The organism is Micromonospora sp. NPDC000668 (assembly GCF_042897975.1).
Classification (GTDB): Bacteria; Actinomycetota; Actinomycetes; order Mycobacteriales; family Micromonosporaceae; genus Micromonospora.
Window position 1 is genome coordinate 414,576 of record NZ_JBIAYP010000002.1, and the last position, 21,402, is coordinate 435,977.

Consider the following 21,402-nt stretch of genomic DNA (forward strand, 5'->3'; position numbering starts at 1 on the left):
CCCGCCGACCCTCCCGATGATCTCATCGGAGGGACCGGCCGGTCGTCACTTGGTCGGCTGGGCCTTCGAGGTGACGGTGATGGTGCCAGCGGCGATGTCCGCCTTGATCTTGTCGACCTCGGCCTTCAGCTCGGCCGGAACCTTGCTGTCGAAGTCGTGGTACGGGGCGATCGAGACACCGGTGTTGGCCAGGGTGCCCACGAAGCCCGGCTTGGCCTGCAGCTTCTCGCCACCGGCAGCCTTGAGCACGGCCTCCTTGACGGCCTCCGGGATGTTCTTGACCACCGTGGTGATGATCGCGGAGCAGTCCGGCGTGCTCTCGCAGCCGTCGACGTCCACCCAGATGGTGTTGTACTTGCCGCCCGAGGCCTTGGCCGCGGAGGTGGTGCCGAGGCCGGCGCCGCCGGCGACCGGCATGATGATGTCCGCGCCCTGGGCGACCAGCGCGTCGGAGACCTTCTTGCCCTCGTCCTGCTTGGCGAAGTCGTTGGTGAAGGAACCCTTCTGGGTCTCCTTGTTCCAACCCAGCGCCTGGACGTTCTTGCCCTTGGTCTGGTTGTAGTACGCCACGCCGTCGACGAAGCCATCCATGAAGATGGTCACCGGCGGGATCGGCAGGCCGCCGTAGGTGCCCACCTTGCCGGACTTGCTCATCCCGGCGGCCAGGTAGCCGGCCTGGAACGCGGCCTGCGCGGTGTCGAACTGCATCGGGTAGACGTTGGCGTCACCCGGGTTGGCGTCGACGATGCCGAACGTCTGGTTCGGGTTGGCCTTGGCGATCTTCGAGGTGGCGTTGGCCATCAGGCCACCGACCGCCAGGATGAAGTCGCACTTCTGGTTGACGTACTGCGTCAGGTTCGGCTCGTAGTCGGCCTCGGCCTTCGACGCCACGAACTTGGTCTCGATGTTGCTGTTGGCGGCCTTGGCCTCCTCGAGACCCTTCCAGGCCGAGGTGTTGAACGACTTGTCGTCGATGCCGCCGACGTCGGTCACCATGCAGGCGCTGAACTTCTTGGCGCCACTGCCGGCGTTGTTGTCATCATCGGGGGCCTCGCCACACGCGGCGGCGCTGAGCACGAGCCCACCCACCGCGAAGATCGAGGCGATCCGCATCCCACGCACCGAGCGCAAGACGTCTCCTTCCCATTGCACACCGCGCCTAGTGCGGTGGCAGCCCATCAGCCGACCTGCGGTGTGCCGCCGGCTGTCCCACGTTACGGACGGGAGCGTACGCCCGCGCCCACCCACCGGCCGACAATCGTGCACGACTGTTGAGTGCCTGTTACCCGCGTGTAACCCTTGCGTGGGGCAAGTCACTCATCGTGCTGGTAGGCGAGCAGCCGAGGCGCCCCCAAAGTCCCGTTTTCGAGGGGTGGCCCCCCGTCGGACGTTACCGCCAAAAGACCGCGACCGCCGCGTTGACCAGGGTCAGGCCGGCAATCGCGAGGAAGTGGCCACGGTTGACCGCGTCCCGCTTCCGGGAGAAGAAGACCATGACGAAGATCAGCAGCGCGAGCACCAGCTTCGTCACAATTTTCGCCGGTGCCGGCTCGTCACCGTCCCGCAGCGGGGCGGAGAGCCCGATCCCGGTCAGCAGACCGATCACGGACCCCCACAGCATGGCCGGGTTGATCCGTAGCCGGCCGCTGACGTACTGGGCGATCGTGCCGCCGAGCAACAGGGCGAACCCGATGAGATGGACATAGAGGAGAGTCAGTCTCAGTGCTTCCACGCCGCCCATCTTCCCCTATCAACGACAGTTTGTAGTAGCCCGGTCGTGGCGCTCGGCGCGTCCGAGCCACCGCGGCGGCGTTCAGCACAGCCGCCAGACCTGGAAGGTGGGGCCGTCCGCGGGCAGGGTCAGCGCACCGTCCGGGCCGGGCCGCAGCGCCGGCGCGCCGCCGTACACGTTCTCCGCCGCCGGCAGCCCGGCCAGCCGCACCGGCGCCCCGGCCGCCCGCCGAGCCAGCACCAGCACCGCCCCGGTCGGTGCCTCGCGCAGGAAGACGATCGTGTTGGGGTCGTGGTGCAGCCGGCGTAGGCCCCCGTGGCGCAGCGCCGGTTCGCCGCGGCGCAGCGCGATCAGCGCCTGGTACGCGGCGAGCGTGCCGGCGTCCCAGCTCTGCGGGCGGTGCCACGGCATCGGGGTACGCGAGGACTCGCCGTTCGTGCCGACCAGACCGAGCTCGTCCCCCGCGAAGATCATCGGAATGCCGGGCATGGTGGCGAGCAGACCGGCGGCCACCTCCTGCCGGGCGGCGTCGCCGACCACCGTCCGGATCCGGGCCGAGTCGTGCGAGCCGAGCAGTTGCCAGGAGTGCGTGTACGAGCGCCAGGAGATCAGCGACCGGTAGGCGTCCATGGTGCCGAGCACCGCGTCCGCGTCCCGCCGTGGCACCCCGCCCGGGGTGCCGAGGAAGTTCGGCACCGGCTGGTCACCGTGCCGCAGCCAGGACCAGACCGGATCGGTGAAGCCGACGTAGTTCATGGTGCCGTGCCAGCCGTCGCGGTCCAGGTCGCCGGTGTGGTCGTGGCCGTGCTCTGCCATCAACAGGCCGTCCGGCCGATCCGCGGCCAGCACCGAGCGGAGCAGCGCCGCCACCTCGTGGGTGTACGCGTCGGCGCCCCGTCGACCGGTCATGTTCGCCACGTCCACCCGCCACCCGTCCAGCCCGTACGGCGGGCGGAGCCAGCGGCGCAGCGCCGCGTCGTCGGCGGTGGCGAAGCGGCGGCGCAGCTCGGCGCTGCCCCAGTTCAGCTTCGGCAGCGACTTGATCCCGTTCCAGGACTCGTAGTCCCCGGTGATCTCGTCGAAGTAGTACAGCTCCCGCTCCGGGGCACGCACGTCGGAGGAGGCGGCGGTGAACCAGTCGTGCGCGTCGCCGGTGTGGTTGCTGGTGATGTCGCCGAGCAGCCGCCAGCCACGGGCCCGTACCGCGTCCGCGAGCCGGGCCAGCGCGCCGTCCCCGCCGAGCAGCGGGTCGACCCGGTCGAAGCTGGCCGCGTCGTAGCGGTGGTTGGAGCGGGCCGGGAAGATCGGGGTCAGGTAGACCGTGTTCACCCCGAGCCGATCCAGGTGGTCCAACCGCTCGGCGATCCCGTCCAGATCGCCACCGTAGAGCTGGTGCGGCGTTTCCGGGCCACGGCCGACCACGGGAGTGTCCCAGTGGCACGGGATCGCCCAGTCCGGCAGTGGCCGGGCGTCGGCCGCGGCGGACCGGGCGAACCGGTCCGGGAAGATCTGGTAGATCACCGCGTCCCGCGCCCAGGCCGGCGGCGGGGCGTGGGTGACCAGCTTGAAGTCGCCGTGGTCGGGCACGTCGTGGTCGACCAGCCCCGCCGCGGTCAGCCACCGGGGACCGCGCCGCCCCGAGAGCAGGAAGCGGTAGTTGCTCACCGGGTTGCGGGCCGGCACCTCGGCCCGCCACCAGACGTCTCCGCCGTCGGTGCGATCCACCACCGCCTCGGTGAACCTCGGCTCACCGTCACCGGTGGTGCGTACGTGTACCTGGCGGACGTCGGCGCCGGCCGGCGCCCGGACGAAGACGTCGACGACCTCCCCCAGCGTGGGCTCCTGCTGCGGGACGTAGCAGGCGGATCCGTCATGGTGCGGCTGCACGGCTGGCTCTCCTTTCGGGTGCACTCGGGGGTACTCGCGGACGGGCGCCGACGGCTACCCCTTCACGGCGCCGGCGGTCAGCCCGGAGACGATGTAGCGCTGGAGGAGCTGGAAGACCAGCACGGTGGGGATCGCGGTGAGCAGGGTCCCGGCGGCGAAGATCCCGAAATTGTTGTTGCGCTCGTTGCCCTGCAACATGCCGTACATGCCGACCGCGAGCGTCTTCGAGTCGCTGCTGGTGAGGAACACGTTGGCCATCAGGAACTCGTTGATGGTGCCGATGAACGCCAGTAGCCCGGTCACCGCCAGGATCGGCGCCACCAGCGGCAGCATGATCCGGAAGAAGACCTGGGCGTGCGAGGCCCCGTCCATGGTGGCCGACTCGTCCAGCTCCCGGGGCAGGGTGTCGAAGAAGCCCTTCATCAGCCAGGTGTTCACCCCGAGCGCGCCACCCATGTAGAGCAGCAGCAGCCCCCACGGGGTGTTGAAGCCGATCGACGGCCACAGGTCGGTGATCGTGCCGAAGATCAGGTAGATCGCCACGATCGCCAGGAACTGCGGGAACATCTGGATCAACAGCAGCGAGAGCAGCCCCACCCGCCGGCCGCGGAACCGCATCCGGGAGAAGGCGTACGCGGCCAGCGCGGAGAGGAACACCGACGCGAACGAGGCCACTCCGGCGATCAGCAGCGAGTTGACGAACCACCGCTCGAAGGCGGTCCGTTCGAACAACTCGCCGAAGTTGCCGAGCGACACCCCGCCGGTCGGCACCAGCTCGGTGGTGGAGAGCGTGCCGAGCGGATTGAGCGCGGCGGAGAGCACGAACACGATCGGGAAGAGGCTGAACAGCACGCCGAGCACGGCGACCAGGTGCCGCCAGCCGACCTGGGCGAACCAGCGGTTGCGGCGCCGGCCCGTGGCGTTGCGGTTGGCCGCGGGCGGCCGGCCCGCCGTGTCGCCGGTACGCGCGGCCCCGGTGAGTGTGGTCACGAGTACACCTCCTCCTGCTTGCGGGTCCGCCGGAAGCTGACGGTCGAGACCACCGCGACGATGGCGAAGATGAACAGCGAGATCGCGGCCGCGAAGCCGAACTCCGCGCCCTGCCCGCCGAAGGCGAGCCGATAGGTGTACGTGATCAGCAGATCGGTGGCGCCGTTGGTCGGGTTGTCGGCCGGGAAGGGCGCGCCCTCGGTGGTCAGGTAGATCGCGTTGAAATTGTTGAAGTTGTACGCGAACGACGAGATCAGCAGCGGGGAGAGCGCGATCAGCAGCAGCGGCAGGGTGACCGCGCGCAAGGACTGCCAGGGCGAGGCCCCGTCGACCGAGGTCGCCTCGGTCAGCTCCCGCGGGATGGCCTGCAACGCGCCGGTGGCCACCAGGAACATGTACGGGTAGCCGAGCCAGAGCTGCACCAGGATGACCGCGAGGCGCGCCGTCCACGGTTGGCCGAACCAGTCCACGTCCAGTCCGAACAGGTTGTTGATCAGCCCGAAGTCGGCGTTGAACATGTCCCGCCAGGCCAGCAGCATCGCGAACGACGGCATGGCGTACGGCAGGACCAGCAGCACCCGGTAGAGGTTGGTGCCGCGCATCCGGGGCGAGTGCAGCACGAGCGCGATCATCATGCCGAGCAGGAACGTCCCGCCGGTGGACGCGATGGCGAAGGCGAAGTTCCAGATCAGGGTGCTGAGGAAGGGGCCGGAGATGTTCTCGTCGGTGAGCACCCGGGTGAAGTTGCTCAGCCCGACGTTGACCTTCCAGCCCTGGGCCAGCCGCTCGCCGTCGGCGGCGACGAAGGCGCCCACCTCCTCGTCGGCGGTCCAGGTCTGCCCGGTCCCGGTGTCCCGGACGCAGTCGCACCCGGCCTCGTACGCCCGCACCGCCTTGCCCTCGTAGGCGCGGGACAGGCCGCTGGAGCGCAGCGCGCCGCCGGCGGTGGGCACCACCAGGTCGGTGATCTCCTTGCTGCGGGCGCTGGCCTGGCCGAAGTTCAGCACGGTGTAGCCCTCGGCGGCGGTGACCTTGCCGCCCGCGGCGACCGTGACGTCGGCGGCGTCGAGCTGACGTAGCCCGCCGGTGTCACCGGCGGAGACCGTTCCGGTGGTGGGGTCGGTGACCAGGAAGACCAGCGGGGCGGAGGCCGGGTCGCCCTTCGTGGCGATCGACAGGGCGTACTCGGCGGAGCCGGGCACCTGGGTGACCGAGGAGGTCTGGATCGCGACGATCGCGTCGTCCTTGCTGCCCCGGTGCCCGTCACCGAAGTTGGTGAAGGCGGTGCTGGCGGTGTACAGCACCGGGAAGACCTGGAAGGCGATCAGGAACAGGGTGCCCGGGACCAGGTACTTGGCCGGGATGTGCCGGCGGGTGAGGTACAGGTAGAACAGTCCGGCGGTGGTCGCCGCCAGCAGGGCCAGGCCGGCCCACTTTCCGCCGTCGATGAGCGGAAAGGCCGCCCAGACCGCGATACCGGCGGTCAGGCCGAGCAGGAGCACCTTGCCGGCGAGGCCGGTCAGGGTGATCGGCGCGTGGTCACGCGCGGCACGGGAGCGCGGGGGCCGGGAGCCGACCGGCCCCCGGCCCGGGGTCCGCGTGGCGGACCCCGGGCCGGACTGCGGCGTGCTCATTACTTGATCTGGCCCGAGATGGCCTTGCCGGCCGCGGTGATGGTGCTGGTCGGGTCTGCCCCACCGATGACGGCGGCCTGGGCCTTGCCGAACGGGTCCCAGATCGCGGCCATCGCCGGGATGGCCGGGAGCACCTGACCGTTCTTGCCGGCCTCCTGGAACTTGGCCAGGTCCGGGTCACTGCCCTTGACCTGGTCGAGGGCGGCGGTCAGCGCCGGCGGCCGGGGCTCGGCGTTGTACAGCGCGACGGCCAGCTCGGGCGTCGTGGTGTAGTTGGCCACGAACTCCTGGGCCAGCGCCTTGTTCTTGCCCTTGGCGGCGACGTAGAACGCCTGCACGCCCACGAACGGCTGGGCCTCCTTGCCGCCGGCGAAGCCGGGGATGGCGGAGATGTCGTACTTGATGTTGGCCTTCTTGACGTCGGCCACCGCCCACGGGCCGGAGACCAGGTAGGCGCACTTCTTACCGGTGAAGGTGGCGATCGAGTTGCTGTCCGAGATGGAGCGCTTGAGCACGCCCTCGCCCTTCTCGCCCAGCGCGCCGATCTTCTTGAACGCCTCGATCGACGCGGGCTTGCCCACGCCCAGGTCCTTCGGGTCGTAGTCGCCGTTGGCGCCGGCACCGAAGAGGTAGCCGCCGGCCGAGGTGTACAGCGGGTAGATGTGGTACGCGTCGCCGTTCTGGCCGACCTGGAGGCAGAGCGTCTCGGTGGCCTTCTTCGCCGCCTTGAGCTGCTTGCCCTGGGCGACCAGGTCCTCGATGGTCTTCGGCGCCTCGGGGGCCAGCTCGGTGTTACGGATCAGCGCCAGGTTCTCCTGGGCGTACGGCACGCCGTAGAGCTGACCGTTGAAGGTGACCGCCTTGACGGCGGTCTGGTTGAACCCGTTCTTCTGCTCGGCGGAGAGCTGCACCGGGTCGATGGCGCCGTTCTGCACCATGTTGCCGATCCAGTCGTGCGCGCCGACCACCACGTCGGGGCCGCTGCCCTGCTGCGAGGCGGTGACGAAGTTGGTCTGCAGGTCCTTGCTGACGGCCTGGACCTCGACGGTGACGCCGTTCTCCTGGCCGAACTTCTCGGCGAACGGCTTGAGAGCGGCGGTCCGCTTGTCGTCTGCCCAGATCACCAGTTTGCCGCCGGCCGCCTTGGGGGACTGGTTCGCGGCCGGCTCGTCGCTGTCGCCACCACAGCCCGAGGCGGCGAGCGCCAGGGCGAAGAGGGCGACCACACCCGCGGTACGGATGCGCATCGGTACTCCTGTCGTCATGGCGGGTCCGCCGGGGGAAGGGCGGCCCACCGATGGGAAGCTCTGGAAGTTTTTGCCTACCGGCGCTCGGGTGCTGCGCCGCTGCTCTCGCATGTTGCGGGGACGTTAGCAAGAGGTTGCAGATTATGGAAGCGTTTGCAGAGCGCCCCGCAAGAACTTGCCGGTGGGCTAAAGTGCCGCCATGCGCGCTCGACTGTCCGACATCGCCCAGCAGGCCGAAGTCAGCGAGGCCACGGTGTCGCGGGTGCTCAACGACCGCCCCGGCGTGGCCCCGGAGACCCGGCAGGCCGTCCTCACCGCTCTCGACGTGCTCGGCTACGAGCGCCCGGCTCGGCTGCGCAAGCGCAGCGCCGGGCTGGTCGGCCTGGTGGTGCCGGAGCTGGACAACCCGATCTTCCCCGCCTTCGCCCAGGTCATCGAGTCGACCCTGGCGCAGAGCGGGTTCACCCCGGTGCTCTGCACCCAGACCGCCGGTGGCGTCACCGAGGACGAGTACGTCGAGATGCTGCTGGACCGTCAGGTCTCCGGGATCGCCTTCGTCTCCGGTCTGCACGCTGACACCGCCGCCAACCACGACCGCTACCGGGCGTTGATCGCCCGGCCGTTGCCCGTCGTGATGATCAACGGGTACGTGCCCGGCATCGGTGCCCCCTTCGTCTCCTGTGACGACCGGGAGGCGGCCGAGCTGGCCGTGGCCCACCTGGTCGCGCTCGGGCACCGTCGGATCGGCCTGATCACCGGCCCGGACCGCTTCGTCCCGGTGCAGCGCAAGGTGGCCGGCTGGCGCTCCGCGATGACCCGGCTGGCCGGGGTCGCCGAGGCCGACCTGGGCCCGCTGGCCGAGCTGTCCCTGTTCGGTGTGGAGGGTGGCGAGGCCGCGGCCGGCCGGCTGCTGGACCGCGGCGTGACCGGCGTGGTGTGCGGCTCGGACCTGATGGCGCTCGGCGCGATCCGGGCGGCCCGCCAGCGCGGCCTGACCGTCCCCGGCGACCTCTCCGTGGTCGGCTACGACGACTCGCCACTGATGGCCTTCACCGACCCGCCACTGACCACCATGCGGCAGCCGGTCATCGCGATGGCGGTGGCCGCGGTCCGGGCCCTGGTCGACGAGATCAACGGGCACGGCGCCCCGCACTCGGAGTACCTGTTCCGCCCGGAGCTGGTGGTGCGCGGCTCCACGGCGGTCGCCCCGGCCGGCACCCGGACCGGCGGAGGCGGATCGAACCGGCACCGACCCGGCTCGTCGGCGCTGGCCGTCCCCGCCTGAGCGGCACCCCACCAGGCTGGGCAGCCGACTAACGCAGCAGCAACCCCGGCATGTCTTGCGCAAGAACTGCTTGACTCTTGCAGTGTTCGGGCGGCATATTGCTCAGACACCCGCGCTGCCACCGTCCGCGCCGCGCCGGGTGCCGCCGCCGCACCTGACCCGAGACAGACGGGGAACGCCACCGATGACCGTCAGCACCACCACCCCGCACCACACCGCCGACGACGACTGGTGGCGCTCCGCGGTCGTCTACCAGGTCTACGTGCGCAGCTTCGCCGACAGCGACGGCGACGGCATCGGTGACCTCCAGGGCATCCGGCAACGCCTGCCGTACCTGCGCGACCTCGGGGTGGACGCGCTCTGGCTGACCCCCTTCTACACCTCCCCCATGGTCGACGGCGGGTACGACGTCGCCGACTACCGGGACGTCGACCCGATGTTCGGCACCCTCAGCGACTTCGACGCGATGATCGCCGACGCGCACGCCCTCGACCTGCGGATCATCGTCGACCTGGTGCCCAACCACACCTCCGACGTCCACCGCTGGTTCGCCGCCGCCCTCGCCGCCGGCCCCGGCTCCCCGGAGCGGGCCCGCTACCTCTTCGCCGAGGGCCGGGGTGCGCACGGCGAACTGCCGCCGAACGACTGGGAGAGCATCTTCGGCGGCCCGGCGTGGACCCGGGTCGCGGACGGCGAGTGGTACCTGCACCTGTTCGACCCGGCTCAGCCGGACCTGAACTGGCGCCACCCCGAGGTCCGCGCCGAGTTCGAGGACGTGCTGCGGTTCTGGCTGGACCGGGGCGTGGACGGCTTCCGGATCGACGTGGCCCACGGCATGATCAAGGCCGAGGGGCTGCCGGACGTCGGCTTCAGCACGATGACCACCGGCCAGCGCCAGGTCGAGCTGCTCGGCAAGGGCCGGCTGCCCTACTTCGACCAGGACGAGGTCCACGAGATCTACCGCGCCTGGCGGCCCATCCTGGACAGCTACCCAGGCGGCCGGATGGCGGTCGCCGAGGCGTGGGCCGAGACCCCGCAGCGGCTGGCCCGCTACATCGGCCCGGACGAGCTGCACCAGGCGTTCAGCTTCGACTTCCTCGACGCCACCTGGTCGGCCGACTCGTTCCGCAAGGTGATCGACACCGCGCTGTCCGAGTCGACGGTGGTCGGCGCACCCACCACCTGGGTGCTGTCCAACCACGACAAGCAGCGGCACGTCACCCGTTACGGTGACGGCGCCGAGGGGCTGCGCCGGGCTCGCGCCGCCAGCCTGCTGATGCTCGCCCTGCCCGGCTGCGCCTACCTCTACCAGGGCGAGGAGCTCGGCCTACCCGAGGTGCTCGACCTCCCCGACGAACTGCGCCAGGACCCGGCGTTCCTGCGCACCGGCGAGAGTCGGGACGGCTGCCGGGTGCCCATCCCGTGGAGCGGCGAGCTGGCCCCGTACGGCTTCGGGCCGGCCGGCGGCGAGCTGAGCTGGCTACCGGCCCCGGCGACCTGGCGGGCCCTGGCGGTCACCGCGCAGACCGGCGTGCCCGGCTCGACGCTGGAGCTGTACCGGGCCGCGCTGCGCATCCGGCACGAGCACCCGGCGCTGGCCATCGACGCTGGCGGGGTGGCCTGGCTGGAGAGCGGGCCGGGCGTGCTGGCCTTCTCCCGCACCTCCGGCGCGACCGTGCTGACCTGCGTGGTCAACCTCAGCGGCGCGCCGGTCCTGATCGACGGGTACGGCCAACCGCTCGTCGCCAGCGCGGCGCTCACCGAGCAGGGCTCCGGCCATCTGCTTCCGGTTGACGCGGCCGCCTGGTTGGAACGGCGCTGAGCGGGTAACCCGTCACCAACCTGGTCGTCCGTCGTGCCCCGCGCCGGCGGGCGACTGGGCTACCGGCCCCTTGTGGTGGGGGGTGAGGTGGCACCGGCGCCACGCGGAGTCCGCTCCGGGTGGCGCCGGTGTCCGTCTGCGCCAAGGTGTGCTCCGTCCGCTGACCGCGCCGGCGCCCGGCGTCCCGGGTCCGGAGCGGCTCACTTCGCGGTGAGCAGCGCCGCGATGCGGGTGAAGCCGGCGCGTACCTCGGCCTCGTCCGGCGGCTCGGCGGGCTCGCCGTGGCCTGCCTCGTCGGCGGCGGCGTCCAACTCCTCGTCGATCACGTCCTCGAAGTCGCCGTACAGGTCGGCCCCCTCGACCTGGCGGTCCTCGTCCTCGGCGGCGACCTGCGCCGCGGCGATCTCGCTGCGGATCTCGTCGGCCGACAGCGCCGGCAGCAGCGGCTCCACGACGGCTATCAGCTGCTCGTCGGCCACCACCGCCTCGGCCAGCGCCAACGCGTGCGGCCGCTCGTACGGCCCGCAGACCACCGGCTCCCACTCGTCGAGGTCACCGAGTGGACCAAAGGTGATGATCCACGGCAGACCGAGCATCGGCGAGTCGGCCGGCAGGTCCAGTGTCATGAGTGCGCCCACCGGCTCATCATGGTCCGCGAACACGAGCGCCGACGCCGTTCGCCTCAGTTTCCGCCCGCCGGGCGCCCGATCAGCGACTGGTCAGCCGGGGCGGGCGGCGTCCAGGGCGGCGCGGACCAGGGCGAGCGCGGTGGCGGGCGGCACGCCCAGCCGGGTCGCCTCGGCCGCGTACCCGGCTGCCGCCCGGTGCAGTCGGTCGACGGCGTCGTCCCGGCCAGGAGCGACGAAGGTGCCGTTGCGCCCCCGGGTCTCCAGCAGCCCGGCCGCCTCCAACTCCCGGTACGCGCGGGCCACCGTGTTCGCGGCCAGCCGCAGGTCGGCGGCGAGCTGCCGGACGGTGGGCAGTCGGCTGCCCACCGGCAACCGGCCGTCGCCGATCAACTCGGCGAGCTGCCCGCGTACCTGCTCGTACGGGGGCACCGACGAGTCCGAGTCGACCGAGATCGTCACCTGCGCACCTTCCGCCATCAGCCCGCACCGCCCGGCGTACCGGGATCGGTGTCCTCGTCGAGAGCCACCGGCGGGGCACCCTCCGCCAGGTCCAACACCCGTCCACGCGGACTGGTCGCGAGGAGCGCCGCCCCGAACAGCACCAGCTGGTTGAGCAGGTAGAGGTAGAGCAGCAGGCCGACGGCGCCGGCCACCACGGTGTACGCCGGGTTCCGCTCGGTGCGCACCACGTAGTACCGCCCGACCGTGTTGAGCAGCGTGATACCGATCGCGACCAGCACCACCACCGGGCGCAGCCGGGACCGGCTCACCCGCAGCCGGGGCACCGCGACCAGCAGCGCGGTCGCGAGCACCGCGTTGATCAGCACGCTGAGGATCGCGCTGATCGTGGTCAGGCCGACCGAGCCGGTGCTGCGCAGCAGGAATCGCAGCAGCGACTCCAGGGCGTCCACCGCCGCCACCGAGACACCGAGCAGCACGAAGACGCCGATCATCACCCCGAGGTCGACCAGCCGCCGGATCACCAGGTTTCCGGGTTGCTGGTTGAGCCGGTACATCAGCCGCTGTGAGGAGCGGATCGCCTCCACCCAGCCGATCCCGGTGAAGACCAGGATGACCAGGCCGACCACGCCGACCGTGCCGCTGGAGTTGGCGATCTGCTCCGCGTCCAGGAACGGCAGGTTCTCCTTCAGGAACCCGGCCGCCGCCGCGCTGACCTCGTCGTTGTCCTCCAGGATCGCGCCGAAGATCGAGTACGCGACCAGCGCGAGGGCGAACACCGCGAAGAAGCCGTAGTAAGCGATCGCAGCGGCCAGTCGCCCGGCCAGCAACTCGGCGTAGAGCGCGCCGGCCCGCCACACGTGGTCGAATAGCCCCGACCGGGAGCGCGCGGCGCTCACCCAGCGGTCGATGCCCGCCTCGATCGCCCCGATCACGTTCACGCGATCATCCTCGCCGATCTCCCGCCGCCATAGGGGCAACCGGCTCCCGATGCTCGCCGACCGGCGCGTCGCCGAACGATGCGTCGCCCCCGGCGCGTCGCCGAACGGTCAGCCGCCGAGGCGGAAGTCCCGACGGGGCTGCCACCGGGCCTGCCCGCTGTGCGAGAACAGGGTGAACGCGTCGACCTCGAACATCGCGGAGAAGTCGGCCAGATCCTCGTACGCCTTGTCCAGCGCCTCCGGTGCCACGTCCTGCGCCACGGTGACGTGCGGATGGTACGGGAAACGGGTCTCGCGGTGCAGCTCCGGTGCCGCGCGGATGGCGCCGGCCAGCAGCTCGCACTCGCTGATCCCGGCGGCCACCGCCACGAACACCACCTGGGTCACCGGGCGGAACGTGCCGGTGCCCCGCAGGTGCAGCGCGAACGGCAGGTGCGCGGCGGCGACGGCGGCCAGGTGCCGTTCGACGGCGGGCAGGGCGGCCGTCGGGATCTCGGTCGGCCCGAGCAGCGTCACGTGCGCGGGCACCGCCAGCGGGTCGCCGGCCTCAACCCGCCGTCGGGTGAGCTGCGCCCCCCACGGCTCCGGGATGTCCACCGCGATGCCGACCTGGATCGTGTCGCCGGCTGGCGGCACCCCGCCACTGCGATCCACGCTCCGCGCCGCCCCTTCGGCCACCGACCCGCCCACCTGTCCGGGGGCGCTATTCGCCGCGTACCGGCGGGAAGAACCCGACCCGCTCGTACGCGGACCGCAGGGTCGGTCCGGCCACCGCACGGGCCTTCTCCGCGCCGGCGGCGAGCAGCTTGTCGAGCTGCGCCGGGTCGTCGAGGTAGGTGCGGGTGCGCTCCTGGATCGGGCGGACGAACTCCGCCACCACCTCGGCCAGGTCCTTCTTCAGGTCGCCGTAACCGCGACCGGCGTACGCGGCCACCAGATCGTCGATGCCGCGCCCGCTGAGCGCCGAGTGGATGGTCAGCAGGTTGGACACGCCCGGCTTGGTCTCGGCGTCGAAGACGATCTCCCGGCCGGTGTCGGTCACCGCCGAACGGATCTTCTTCGCCGACCGGGCCGGGTCCTCCAGCAGGTCGATGATGCCGGCCGGCGAGGACGACGACTTGGACATCTTCGCGGTCGGGTCCTGCAGATCGGTGATCTTCGCAGTGTCCTTGACGATGTGCGGCGCGGGCACCGTGAACGTCGGGCCGAACAGCGAGTTGAAGCGCTGGGCCAGGTCCCGGGAGAGCTCCAGGTGCTGACGCTGGTCCTCGCCGACCGGCACCGCGTTGGCCTGGTAGAGCAGGATGTCGGCGGCCTGCAGGATCGGGTAGGTGAACAGGCCGACGCTGGCCCGCTCGTTGCCCTGCTTCTGTGACTTGTCCTTGAACTGGGTCATCCGGCTGGCCTCGCCGAAGCCGGTGATGCAGCCGAGCACCCAGGCCAGCTGCGAGTGCTCAGGCACCTGTGACTGCACGAACAGGGTGCTGCGCTCCGGGTCCAGACCGACCGCGAAGAGCTGGGCGGCAGCCACCCGGGTCCGCTGGCGCAGCAGCACCGGGTCGTGCCCCGCGGTGATGGCGTGCAGATCCACGACGCAGTAGAACGCGTCGTGGGTCTCCTGCAGGGCCACCCAGTGCCGCACCGCGCCGAGGTAGTTGCCGAGGTGGAAAGAGTCGGCCGTCGGCTGGATGCCGGAGAAGACGCGGGGGCGGGCGGGAACGTCGGACATGGCGATAATTCTGTCAGCAAGCGACGGGGTCCGTCATGACGGGCCGGCGGGTCGGCCGTGGCCCGCCGCTGTCGGGGCGTTGACCTCGCGCGGTTCCCCCTGGCCGACCCGGCGGATCGGCCCGACCACGGCCCCGCGTTGCTGCCCGGCCACCGGCTCCGACGACCACCGCGCGCCGGCATCCCTCGACTGCCCGGTGCCAGCCTCGCGGCGCTGCTCGGTGCCGGCCTCCCTCGACTGCCCGGTGCCGGCCTCGCGGCGCTGCTCGGGCATCCGCACGGCGGAGACCGCGAGCCGGGCCACCCGGCGTCCATCCAGCGTCAGCACCCGCAACAGCCAGCCGCCCGACGGATCGGCCGGGCCGGGCCCGTCGGCGTCGACCGGTTCAGCGGGCACCGGCACTTCGTCGCCGGTCACCGGCAGCCGACCCAGCGCGGCCATCACGAACCCACCGACCGTCTCGTACGGCCCGGCGGGCAGCACCAGCCCGGTCCGCTCGGCGAAGTCGGCCAGGTTGAGCCGACCGTCCACCACGGCGGGCAGGCCGTGCACCGGGTCCGGCCTGGTGTCGTACTCGTCGTGGATCTCGCCGATCAGCTCCTCGATCAGGTCCTCTAGGGTGACGATCCCGGCGGTGCCGCCGTACTCGTCGACCACCACCGCCAGGTGCTGACCCTCCCGGCGCATCTCGGTGAGTGCGGGCAGCACCCGCTTGCTGCCGGGCAGCCGCTTCACCTCCCGGGTCAGCTCGCCGACGGTGACGCACGGGTCGGCGTCCGGACGCAGCAGTACGTCGCGCAGGTGCACGAAGCCGACCACGTCGTCGTGGGTGCCGTCGGTGACCGGGTAGCGGGTGTGCGTCTCGGCCCGGACCAACCGGGCGGCCTCGGCGATGGTCAGCCGGGCGGGCAGGAAGACCACCTCGGTGCGGGGCATCATCACCTCGCGGATCAGGCTGGCGCCGGCCACCAGGACCTCGTCGATGATCCGCCGTTCGTCCGGGTCGAGCACCGTGTTCGCGGCGACCAGGTCCCGCAGCTCGGCCTCGGAGATGCGCTCCCGGCCGGCCGCCGGGCCAGCTCCGAGCAGGTCGGTGACGAGGCGGGTGGCACCGTCGGCGGCGCGGACCACCATCCGGGCGACAGCCCGGGCGAGCGGGCCGGGGTCACGGCGGGGCCGCCCCCGCGCGCGTCGCCGGAGCCCCGTATGGGCCGCTTCCCGCATGACAGAGATGGTAGACACCGACGGCCCATCGCACCGGGGATCACGCACGCTCGGCGGCTATGTTCGGGTCTGTTTAATCGTGAGAGATTATGATGGAATGCGGATGGCGGCGTGGTCGGTAGGGGTACACGCGCCGCCGTAGGGTGATCACCGAAGGGCCACGTCCCGGGCTGGCCAGGCAGGAGGCAACGACGTGAAACTGCTCGTCACGGGGGGCGCCGGCTTCATCGGCAGCGTAGTGACCCGAATGCTGCTCGACGCGGGCCACCAGGTCGTCGTGCTGGACGACCTGCGCACCGGCCACCGCGAGGCGCTCGCTCCGGACGCGACCCACGTCGAGGCGTCCATCCACGACGCCGCCCGGATCGTCACCCCCGACGCAGGCTTCGACGGGGTGCTGCACTTCGCCGCTCTGATCGCCGCCGGCGAGTCGATGGTCAAGCCGGAGCTGTACTGGCAGACCAACACGGTCGGCACCCTCGCCCTGATCGACGCGGTCCGGGCCGCCGGGGTGCCCCGGATGGTCTTCTCCTCCACCGCCGCCGTCTACGGCAACCCCACCGAGCTGCCCATCCCGGAGAGCGCGGTCAAGGCGCCCACCAACACGTACGGCGCCACCAAGCTCGCCGTCGACATGGCGCTCACCTCCGAGGCGATCGCGCACGGGCTGGCCGCCGTTTCGCTGCGCTACTTCAACGTGGCCGGCGCGCACCTCGACGGCGACGTCGCGCTCGGCGAACGGCACGATCCGGAGACGCACCTGATCCCGATCGCGTTGGAGGTCGCCGCCGGCCGGCGGGAGAAGCTCCAGCTCTTCGGCGACGACTACCCCACCGTGGACGGCACGTGCGTCCGCGACTACATCCACATCGCCGACCTGGCCCGAGCCCACCTGTTGGCACTGGACGCCGCCGCGGCGGGCCAGCACCGGATCTACAACCTGGGCAACGGCAACGGTTTCACCAACCGGCAGGTGGCCGACGTGGTCCGCGAGGTCACCGGGCATGCGCTGCCGGTCGAGGTGGCGCCACGCCGCGAGGGCGACCCGGCCGAGCTGGTCGCCTCCTCCGCTCTGGCCCGCGACGAGCTGGGCTGGGTGCCGCAGAAGCCGACCCTGCACGACATGGTCGGCGACGCCTGGGCCTTCTACCGCACGCACATCCTGGAGCAGCGGTGAGCGCGAGGAGTGAGCCGGTGTTGCGAGCCCCGCAGTCGCGAACGGCGCAGGCAGCGGTGAGCGCGAGGAGTGAGCCGGTGTTGCGAGCCCCGCAGTCGCGAACGGAGGAAGCAGCGTGACCGACCCCACCGGTGACGTCGCCGAGCGCGCCGCCGCCGGCTTCACCGAGCAGTACGGCGGCCAGGCCGCTGGCCGCTGGGCGGCTCCCGGCCGGGTCAACCTGATCGGCGAGCACACCGACTACAACGACGGGTTCGTGCTGCCCTTCGCGCTGCCGCTGCGTTCCGTGGTCGCCGCCGACCGGCAGGACGGGGAGCGCTGGACGGTCTGGTCCGAGCTGTCCGGCGAGACGATCACCTTCGGCGCGGACGACGTGACCCAGCCGGGCCGGGTCACCGGCTGGGGCGCGTACGTGGCCGGGGTGGTCTGGGCGCTGCGCGAGGCCGGCCACCCGGTACCCGGCGCCCGGTTGGCGATCGCCTCCGACGTGCCGCTGGGCTCCGGGCTCTCCTCCTCGGCCGCACTGGAGTCGGCCGTGCTCGCCGCCCTGCTCGACCTGGGTGGGGTGGAGCTGGCCGCCGAACGGCAGCCTCGACTGGCGCAACGCGCGGAGAACGTCTACGTCGGTGCACCGACCGGAATCATGGACCAGTCCGCGGCGATCCGCTGCCGCGCCGGGCACGCCCTCTTCCTGGACTGCCGCGACGAGTCGGTCGAGCACATCCCGTTCGACCTGGACGCCGCTGGGCTGGCCGTGCTGGTCATCGACAGCCGGGCGCCGCACCGGCACGCCGACGGCGAGTACGCCGCCCGCCGCCGGTCCTGCGAGGCGGCGGCCAAGACCCTCGGCGTCGCCGCGCTGCGTGACGTCGCCATCGACCAGCTCGACACCGCGCTGGCCCGACTCGACGACGAGGAGACCCGGCGGCGGGTCCGGCACGTGGTCACCGAGGACCAGCGGGTGTTGGACACGGTGGCACTGCTGCGCGCCGGCCGGGTCCGGGACATCGGCCCGCTGCTCACCGCCTCACACGTCTCGATGCGCGACGACTTCGAGATCACCGTGCCGGAGATCGACACCGCGGTCGAGGCGGCGCTGGCGGCCGGCGCGCTGGGTGCCCGGATGACCGGCGGCGGCTTCGGTGGCTGCGTCCTCGCCCTGGTAGAGGCGGACCGGACCGACGCGGTAGCCGCCGCCATAACGGCCGCCTACGCCGAACGCGGCTTCACCGCACCCACCACCATCCCAGTCCTCCCATCCCCCGGCGCCACCCGCCTCAACTAACCCACCCACCCCCCCGGGGTTGATCAAGAGGTTTGCGTCAGGACCCGGGCTCGGACTGACGCAAACCTCTTGATCACCGGTCGAGGTGGTGGGGTGGGGGGCGGGGTGAGATCGTGCTCGTTCTTGGAAGTAGTGGCCTCGCCCATCGGGCGAGGCCACTACTTCCTGGATGGAGCGCGATCTTGCGGGCAACCGGGTCGGGTCGGGCCGAGCCTCGGTCAGCTGGCTTCGACGATCATGCCGGCGCCGACGGTGCGGTTGGTGGCCTCGTCGATGATGACGAAGCCGCCGGTGGTGCGGTTGCGCCGGTACTCGTCGGCCAGCAGCGGCACCGTGGTGCGCAGCCGCAGCCGGCCGATCTCGTTGAGCCGCAGCTCATCGGCCGACTCGTCGCGGTGCAGCGAGTTGATGTCCAGCCGGTAGTGCAGCCCACGCACGATCGCCCGCGCCGACCGGGTGGTGTGCTTGATCGCGTACCGGCCGCCGACCCGCAGCGGGCGGGTCTCGTCCATCCAGCACACCATCGCCTCGATGTCCTGGGCCACCGCGGGAGCGTTGTTCGGCCGGCAGATCATGTCGCCCCGGGAGATGTCGATCTCGTCGGCCAGCCGTACCGTCACCGACATCGGCGGGAACGCCTCCGCGACCGGCCCGTCGGCGGTCTCCACCGCGGCGATCCGGCTGGTGAAGCCGGACGGCAGCACCATCACCTCGTCGCCCGGCTTGAGCACGCCGGAGGCGACCTGACCGGCGTAGCCGCGGTAGTCGGTGACCGTGGTGGACTGCGGCCGGATCACGTACTGCACCGGGAACCGGACGTCGACCAGGTTGCGGTCGCTGGCGATGTGCACCCGCTCCAGGTGGTGCAGCAGCGACGAGCCCTCGTACCACGGCATGTTCTCCGACCGGGTGACGATGTTGTCGCCACGCAGCGCGGAGATCGGCACCACGGTCAGGTCCGGCACGTCGAGCTTCGCGGCGAACGCGGTGAACTCGTCGGCGATCCGCTCGTAGACCTCCTGCGACCAGTCCACCAGGTCCATCTTGTTGACGCAGAGGACCAGGTGCGGCACCCGCAGCAGGGAGCAGAGGAACGCGTGCCGGCGGGACTGCTCGACCAGGCCCTTGCGCGCGTCCACCAGGATCAGCGCGAGGTCGGCGGTGGACGCCCCGGTCACCATGTTGCGGGTGTACTGAATGTGCCCCGGGGTGTCGGCGATGATGAACTTGCGCCGCGGCGTGGCGAAGTACCGGTAGGCCACGTCGATGGTGATGCCCTGCTCCCGCTCGGCGCGCAGGCCGTCGGTGAGCAGCGCCAGGTTGGTGTACTCGTCGCCGCGGGCCGCGCTGACCGCCTCCACCGCGGCCAACTGGTCGGTGAAGAGCGACTTGGTGTCGTAGAGCAGCCGGCCGATCAGGGTCGACTTGCCGTCGTCCACGCTGCCCGCGGTGGCGAACCGCAGCAGGTCCATCGGACGGGCCTCCGGCCCGGACCCGCTGGGGACGGCGGCCGGGGCCACGATCTCGGTGGTCATCAGAAGTAGCCCTCCCGCTTGCGGTCTTCCATGGCGGCCTCGCTGACCCGGTCGTCACCACGGGTCGCGCCGCGCTCGGTGATCCGGGTGGCCGCCACCTCCTCGATGACCTTCTCCACGGTGTCCGCGTCGGAGCGGACCGCGGCGGTGCAGGAAGCGTCGCCCACGGTGCGGTAGCGCACCTGCGCCTTGAACCGCTCCTCGCCCGCCCGGGGACGGAAGAACTCGTTGACCGCGTAGAACATCCCGTCCCGCTCGATCACCTCGCGCTCGTGCGCGTAGTAGATCGACGGCAGGGGGATCCGTTCCCGGGCGATGTAGTGCCAGACGTCCAGCTCGGTCCAGTTGGACAGCGGGAAGACCCGGATCGACTCGCCCGGGTGGTGCCGGCCGTTGTACAGCGACCACAGCTCGGGCCGCTGGTTCTTCGGGTCCCACTGGCCGAACTCGTCCCGGAAGCTGAACACCCGCTCCTTGGCCCGGGCCTTCTCCTCGTCCCGGCGGGCGCCACCGAACAGCGCGTCGAAGCGGTGCTTCTCCACCGCGTCCAGCAGCACCGGTGTCTGGATCCGGTTACGCATGCCGTCGCCGGACTCCCGGACCAGCCCGCTGGCCAGGGCCTCCGGCACGCTCGCCACCACGAGCTGCAACCCCAGCTCGGCGACCCGCTGGTCGCGGTATTCCAGCACCTCGGGGAAGTTGTGGCCGGTGTCGACGTGCATGACCGGGAAGGGGATGTTGGCCGGAGCGAACGACTTCTGCGCCAGCCGCAGCATGACGATCGAGTCCTTGCCGCCGGAGAAGAGCAGCACCGGGCGTTCCATCTCGGCGACCACCTCGCGCATCACGAAGATGCTCTCCGCCTCCAGGGCGTCCAGGTGGGAGACCCGGTAGGCGGCGGGGGTGGTCATGACACCGGCTCGATTCGCTCGCTCATCCGATTTCCAGACCTTTCCGGTCGGACATGTCAAGAAGTGCGCCCAGGCTACCCGGAATGCCTCTGCAGCGCTGCAAGCAACCGGGAGGCGAGATCCTTGCGGCAGACCAACAGGTCCGGCAGGCGTGGATCCGCCTCGTTGTATCTCAGCGCAGAACCGTCGATTCGGGAAGCGTGCAGTCCGGTGGCCGTCGCCACAGCCACCGGCGCCGCCGAGTCCCACTCGTACTGCCCACCCGCGTGGATGTACGCGTCCACCTCTCCGGTGATGACCGCGGCGATCTTCGCGCCGGCCGAACCCATCGGCACCAGCTTCGCCCCCACGTCCTCGGCCAGGTCGGTGAGGAACACCGGCGGCCGGCTCCGGCTCGCCGCCAACCGGATCACCCGCGCGCCGGCCGTCGCCGCCTCCACCGTCATCGGCGGGTACGCCGGCGGGTAGTCCGTGCCCAGCACCCGGTGCTGCGCCGGCAGCCCCACCGCCCCGGCGACCAGCCCGTGCGGGCTCGGCGCGCTACGCGCCCAGAGCGCCACGTGCACCGCCCAGTCCGAGCGGCCCTCCTCGGCGAACTCGCGGGTGCCGTCCAACGGATCGATGATCCACACTCGGTCCGCGGCCAACCGGGACACCGCCTCGGCGTTCACCTCCGCCGCCCAGGCCAGCCGCGACCCCTCGTCCTCCTCGGAGAGCACGGCGTCCCCCGGCCGCCACTTCGCCAACTCGGTGCGGATCAGGTCGTGCGACACCTTGTCCCCGGCCGACTTCAGCGCGCCGGCGTCGCCGAAACCCAGCTCGGCCCGCAGGTCGAGCAGCGCCTGACCGGCCCGGGCCGCCAACCACCGGGCGAACGCACCGTCGATCATCGGAGGACTGCTCATCTGCCCGCTC

Annotated in this window: 18 protein-coding genes and 1 pseudogene; 4 read left to right on the top strand and 15 right to left on the bottom strand. The window is 71.3% G+C overall.

The features are described 5' to 3' along the window. Positions 1-45: 45 nt before the first annotated feature. The 6 genes from ACFY29_RS11325 to ACFY29_RS11350 all read right to left on the bottom strand — a co-directional run bounded on the left by ACFY29_RS11325 (position 46) and on the right by ACFY29_RS11350 (position 7,490). Positions 46-1,113, bottom strand: a complete 1,068-nt coding sequence (locus ACFY29_RS11325) for a BMP family ABC transporter substrate-binding protein (RefSeq protein ID WP_328426289.1) — start codon at positions 1,111-1,113, stop codon at positions 46-48. 277 nt (positions 1,114-1,390) lie between these two features. Further along, on the bottom strand, positions 1,391-1,732 hold the full coding sequence (locus ACFY29_RS11330; protein WP_328423376.1) for a hypothetical protein: 342 nt from the start codon (positions 1,730-1,732) through the stop codon (positions 1,391-1,393). An 81-nt stretch (positions 1,733-1,813) separates the two neighbouring features. Beyond that, positions 1,814-3,619, bottom strand: a complete 1,806-nt coding sequence (locus ACFY29_RS11335; RefSeq protein WP_386985241.1) for a glycoside hydrolase family 13 protein — start codon at positions 3,617-3,619, stop codon at positions 1,814-1,816. A 54-nt stretch (positions 3,620-3,673) separates the two neighbouring features. Continuing rightward, on the bottom strand, positions 3,674-4,489 hold the full coding sequence (locus ACFY29_RS11340; protein WP_328426286.1) for a sugar ABC transporter permease: 816 nt from the start codon (positions 4,487-4,489) through the stop codon (positions 3,674-3,676). 116 nt (positions 4,490-4,605) lie between these two features. Continuing rightward, positions 4,606-6,243, bottom strand: coding sequence for an ABC transporter permease subunit (locus tag ACFY29_RS11345; RefSeq protein ID WP_386985243.1), 1,638 nt, complete (start codon positions 6,241-6,243; stop codon positions 4,606-4,608). Further along, positions 6,243-7,490: an extracellular solute-binding protein gene (locus tag ACFY29_RS11350; RefSeq protein WP_386985245.1), complete on the bottom strand. Its 1,248-nt coding sequence runs from the start codon at positions 7,488-7,490 to the stop codon at positions 6,243-6,245. The genes ACFY29_RS11345 and ACFY29_RS11350 overlap by 1 nt, the downstream gene beginning before the upstream one ends. Before the next feature lie 199 nt (positions 7,491-7,689). Here ACFY29_RS11350 and ACFY29_RS11355 point away from each other — a divergent pair, with 199 nt between their 5' ends. Then, on the top strand, positions 7,690-8,775 hold the full coding sequence (locus ACFY29_RS11355; RefSeq protein WP_328423368.1) for a LacI family DNA-binding transcriptional regulator: 1,086 nt from the start codon (positions 7,690-7,692) through the stop codon (positions 8,773-8,775). A 184-nt stretch (positions 8,776-8,959) separates the two neighbouring features. Then, positions 8,960-10,597, top strand: a complete 1,638-nt coding sequence (locus ACFY29_RS11360; protein ID WP_386985247.1) for a glycoside hydrolase family 13 protein — start codon at positions 8,960-8,962, stop codon at positions 10,595-10,597. Positions 10,598-10,797: 200 nt separating this feature from the next. Here the strand turns inward: ACFY29_RS11360 and ACFY29_RS11365 are convergent, their stop codons facing one another. The 6 genes and pseudogenes from ACFY29_RS11365 to ACFY29_RS11390 form a co-directional block, all read right to left on the bottom strand. Next, positions 10,798-11,235 (bottom strand): hypothetical protein, encoded by a 438-nt coding sequence (locus ACFY29_RS11365; protein ID WP_328423365.1) that lies wholly within the window; start codon positions 11,233-11,235, stop codon positions 10,798-10,800. A gap of 81 nt (positions 11,236-11,316) precedes the next feature. Next, a complete protein-coding gene (locus tag ACFY29_RS11370) occupies positions 11,317-11,685 on the bottom strand; it encodes a GntR family transcriptional regulator (RefSeq protein WP_386985249.1) in 369 nt (122 codons plus the stop codon). Positions 11,686-11,702: 17 nt separating this feature from the next. Continuing rightward, positions 11,703-12,626: a YhjD/YihY/BrkB family envelope integrity protein gene (locus tag ACFY29_RS11375; RefSeq protein ID WP_328423361.1), complete on the bottom strand. Its 924-nt coding sequence runs from the start codon at positions 12,624-12,626 to the stop codon at positions 11,703-11,705. 108 nt (positions 12,627-12,734) lie between these two features. Continuing rightward, the gene (locus ACFY29_RS11380; RefSeq protein ID WP_386985251.1) at positions 12,735-13,316 is read right to left on the bottom strand and encodes a 2'-5' RNA ligase family protein; all 582 of its coding nucleotides are present in this window, start codon (positions 13,314-13,316) and stop codon (positions 12,735-12,737) included. Positions 13,317-13,329: 13 nt separating this feature from the next. Next, a complete protein-coding gene (gene trpS / locus ACFY29_RS11385) occupies positions 13,330-14,355 on the bottom strand; it encodes a tryptophan--tRNA ligase (protein ID WP_328423356.1) in 1,026 nt (341 codons plus the stop codon). A gap of 216 nt (positions 14,356-14,571) precedes the next feature. After that, a pseudogene (locus ACFY29_RS11390) lies at positions 14,572-15,579 on the bottom strand (hemolysin family protein); the annotation flags it as partial. 247 nt (positions 15,580-15,826) lie between these two features. Here ACFY29_RS11390 and galE point away from each other — a divergent pair. Further along, on the top strand, positions 15,827-16,756 hold the full coding sequence (gene galE, locus ACFY29_RS11395) for a UDP-glucose 4-epimerase GalE (RefSeq protein WP_386986662.1): 930 nt from the start codon (positions 15,827-15,829) through the stop codon (positions 16,754-16,756). 115 nt (positions 16,757-16,871) lie between these two features. Continuing rightward, on the top strand, positions 16,872-18,041 hold the full coding sequence (gene galK, locus ACFY29_RS11400) for a galactokinase (protein WP_386985253.1): 1,170 nt from the start codon (positions 16,872-16,874) through the stop codon (positions 18,039-18,041). A gap of 218 nt (positions 18,042-18,259) precedes the next feature. Here galK and ACFY29_RS11405 read toward each other — a convergent pair whose 3' ends face one another. The 3 genes from ACFY29_RS11405 to ACFY29_RS11415 all read right to left on the bottom strand — a co-directional run bounded on the left by ACFY29_RS11405 (position 18,260) and on the right by ACFY29_RS11415 (position 21,392). Further along, the gene (locus ACFY29_RS11405) at positions 18,260-19,576 is read right to left on the bottom strand and encodes a GTP-binding protein (RefSeq protein WP_355602363.1); all 1,317 of its coding nucleotides are present in this window, start codon (positions 19,574-19,576) and stop codon (positions 18,260-18,262) included. Next, complete coding sequence (cysD, locus tag ACFY29_RS11410; RefSeq protein WP_386985256.1) at positions 19,576-20,487, bottom strand: sulfate adenylyltransferase subunit CysD; 912 nt, start codon at positions 20,485-20,487, stop codon at positions 19,576-19,578. The genes ACFY29_RS11405 and cysD overlap by 1 nt, the downstream gene beginning before the upstream one ends. Positions 20,488-20,561: 74 nt before the next feature. Beyond that, a complete protein-coding gene (locus ACFY29_RS11415) occupies positions 20,562-21,392 on the bottom strand; it encodes an inositol monophosphatase family protein (protein WP_328423344.1) in 831 nt (276 codons plus the stop codon). Between the last annotated feature and the right edge of the window lie 10 nt (positions 21,393-21,402).

Excerpts from the sequence above, each read along its gene's own strand:
- galE (WP_386986662.1), top strand. The coding sequence starts at position 15,827 with ATGCTGCTCGACGCGGGCCACCAGGTCGTCGTGCTGGACGACCTGCGC.
- ACFY29_RS11350 (WP_386985245.1), bottom strand. The coding sequence starts at position 7,490 with ATGCGCATCCGTACCGCGGGTGTGGTCGCCCTCTTCGCCCTGGCGCTC.
- ACFY29_RS11405 (WP_355602363.1), bottom strand. The coding sequence starts at position 19,576 with ATGACCACCGAGATCGTGGCCCCGGCCGCCGTCCCCAGCGGGTCCGGG.
- trpS (WP_328423356.1), bottom strand. The coding sequence starts at position 14,355 with ATGTCCGACGTTCCCGCCCGCCCCCGCGTCTTCTCCGGCATCCAGCCG.
- ACFY29_RS11345 (WP_386985243.1), bottom strand. The coding sequence starts at position 6,243 with ATGAGCACGCCGCAGTCCGGCCCGGGGTCCGCCACGCGGACCCCGGGC.
- ACFY29_RS11360 (WP_386985247.1), top strand. The coding sequence starts at position 8,960 with ATGACCGTCAGCACCACCACCCCGCACCACACCGCCGACGACGACTGG.
- cysD (WP_386985256.1), bottom strand. The coding sequence starts at position 20,487 with ATGACCACCCCCGCCGCCTACCGGGTCTCCCACCTGGACGCCCTGGAG.
- ACFY29_RS11415 (WP_328423344.1), bottom strand. The coding sequence starts at position 21,392 with ATGAGCAGTCCTCCGATGATCGACGGTGCGTTCGCCCGGTGGTTGGCG.
- ACFY29_RS11355 (WP_328423368.1), top strand. The coding sequence starts at position 7,690 with ATGCGCGCTCGACTGTCCGACATCGCCCAGCAGGCCGAAGTCAGCGAG.
- ACFY29_RS11325 (WP_328426289.1), bottom strand. The coding sequence starts at position 1,113 with ATGCGGATCGCCTCGATCTTCGCGGTGGGTGGGCTCGTGCTCAGCGCC.